The organism is Blastococcus sp. CT_GayMR20 (genome assembly GCF_004570345.1).
The window spans coordinates 1-2,220 of record NZ_SPQM01000283.1 but is presented as its reverse complement, the minus strand read 5'-3'; the positions used below and the strand labels follow the sequence as shown (position 1 = coordinate 2,220).

Genomic DNA, 2,220 nt, shown 5'->3' with positions numbered 1-2,220 from the left:
GCGTCGCGGAGCGCGGCCTCGGCGGTCTCGACGCGCGCGAGTCCGGCCGCGCTGACGGGCACGCCGTAGGCGATGCGGCTGGCCAGGCAGGCGGCGGCCGGCTTGTCGGCCAGCGGCAGGTCCCACCGGCGGGCGGCGGCGCGGACGTCGTCCTTGGTCAGGCCGGCACGGGCCAGGGGCGCCCAGGCGCCCCGCTCGGCGGCAGCCCGGATCCCCGGGCGGAACCCGGCCCGCAGATCGTCGGCGTTCGTGCCCGTGACGACGTCGGCGATGCCCAGGCGCGCGGCCAGGGGGGTCAGCACGTCGATCAGCTCGCTCTTGCAGAACGCGCACCGGTCGCCGGCGTTGGCGCGGTACCCCTCCCGGGACAGCTCGTCGGTGCGCGGGAACTCGTGCCGCACGCCGAGGGAGGCACCGAACTCGGCGGCCGTCACGCGCTCGGCGGCGGGCAGGCTCGGCGACACCGCGGTGGCCGCGACGACCTGCTCCGGCCCCAGCGCCCGGAGGGCGGCGGCGAGCACCACGCCGGAGTCGACACCACCGGAGAACGCTACGAGCACGCCGGGGACCCGGCGCAGCTCCGCGTCCAGCGCGTCGAGGCGGTCGTCGAGGGTGCTCACGGGCCCGAGGTTCTCACGCCGGGGGGAAGCCGACGGACACGCGGGCCGTCGTCCCGGCGTCCTCGAGGAGGGCGACGAGCCGGCCGTCCGGGTCCACGGCGGCGTGCAGGCCGGCGGTGCCGGTGGCCGGGATGCGCTGGCCGTAGGTCAGCGTCACGGCCTCGTGGGCCGTGACGGTCCGGGTGGGGAAGACCGTGGTCGCGGCCCCGGCGAGCGGCAGGAAGCCCTCCCCGCCGCCGGCCACCAGCGCCGCACCCCCCTCCTCGACCGGCGCCGCCCGGTCGACGGAGAAGGGGCCGGACGCGGTCCGCCGCAGGGCCGTCAGGTGCCCGCCGACTCCCAGGGCCGCGCCGGCGTCGCGGGCGATCGCCCGGATGTAGGTGCCCGCGGTGCACGAGACGGTCACGTCGACGTCCACGAGGTCGGGCGAGGGGCGGGTGATCCGGTGCACGTCGAGACGGTGCACCGTCACCGACCGGGGCTCGAGCTCGACCGCCTCGCCGGCCCGCACGCGGTCGTAGGACCGGCGGCCGGCCACCTTGACCGCGCTCACCGACGACGGGACCTGCTGCAGCGGGCCGGTCTGGGCAGCCAGAGAGGCGGTGATCACGGCATCGTCCAGGCCGGCGGCGGACGTGGTCGCGAGGACCTCGCCCTCCCGGTCGTCGGTGACGGTCGACTGCCCCAGCCGGATGGTGGCCTCGTAGGTCTTGTCGTGACCGCCGACGTGCCCGAGGAGGCGGGTGGCCGAGCCGACGCCGAGGATCAGCAGGCCGGTCGCCATCGGGTCGAGCGTCCCGGCGTGCCCGACCTTGCGCACCGACAGCACCTTGCGGGCCCGGGCGACCACGTCGTGCGACGTCATCCCACCGGCCTTGTCGACGAGGAGCAGACCGGGGGGCACATCGGCGTCGGGACGGCGACTCACGTGGTCACCCTCGCAGGCGCCGCCAGCCACCTCTCCCCCGCCACCCGCACGAGGACGCCGGCGAGCCGCAGGCCGATGAACAGGCACAAGCCCGTCCAGACCCCGGCCAGGCCCCAGCCGAGCGGCCCGGCGAGCAGGCACAGGGGCAGGAACCCGAGGACGGCGGAGCCGATGGTGACCGAGCGGAGGTAGCCGACGTCGCCGGCACCCATGAGGACGCCGTCGAGGGCGAAGACGACGCCGGCGAGCGGTTGCATGCCAGCGAGGAACCACCACACGAGCTCGGCCTGCCCGACCACCGCCGGATCGTCGGTGAAGAGCGGGATGAGGGAGTTCCGGGCCGCGAGCAGGACGACGGCGACCAGCACACCCGTGCCGAGTCCCCACCGGGCGACGCGGGCCGCAGTGGCGCGCGCCTCGTCGGGCCGGCCGGCGCCGAGGGCGTGCCCGACCAGCGTCTGCGCGGCGATGGCGTACGCGTCGAGCACCAGGGCCAGGAAGAAGAACAGCTGCAGCGCGATCTGGTGGGCGCCGAGCTGCGCCGTCCCCGCGCGGGCGGCGACACCTGCGGCGAGGAGGAACGAGCACTGGAGGACGGCGGCCCGCAGGAGGAGGTCGCGGCCGATGACGAGCTGCCGGCCCAGCGCGGCCGGTCGAGGCCGCCACGGCGCA

The 2,220-nt window shown here is 76.6% G+C and carries 3 protein-coding genes; all 3 read right to left on the bottom strand.

Annotation, left to right across the window (positions count from 1 at the left end):
• A partial coding sequence (locus E4P40_RS27350) for an ATP-dependent sacrificial sulfur transferase LarE (protein ID WP_135161431.1) occupies nucleotides 1–620 on the bottom strand: 620 nt, incomplete at its 3' end.
• A 13-nt stretch (nucleotides 621–633) separates the two neighbouring features.
• The gene (truB, locus tag E4P40_RS27345; RefSeq protein ID WP_135161430.1) at nucleotides 634–1,548 is read right to left on the bottom strand and encodes a tRNA pseudouridine(55) synthase TruB; all 915 of its coding nucleotides are present in this window, start codon (nucleotides 1,546–1,548) and stop codon (nucleotides 634–636) included.
• The coding region (locus E4P40_RS27340; protein WP_135161429.1) for an MATE family efflux transporter at nucleotides 1,545–2,220 on the bottom strand (676 nt) is incomplete at its 5' end. The genes truB and E4P40_RS27340, both read right to left, overlap by 4 nt.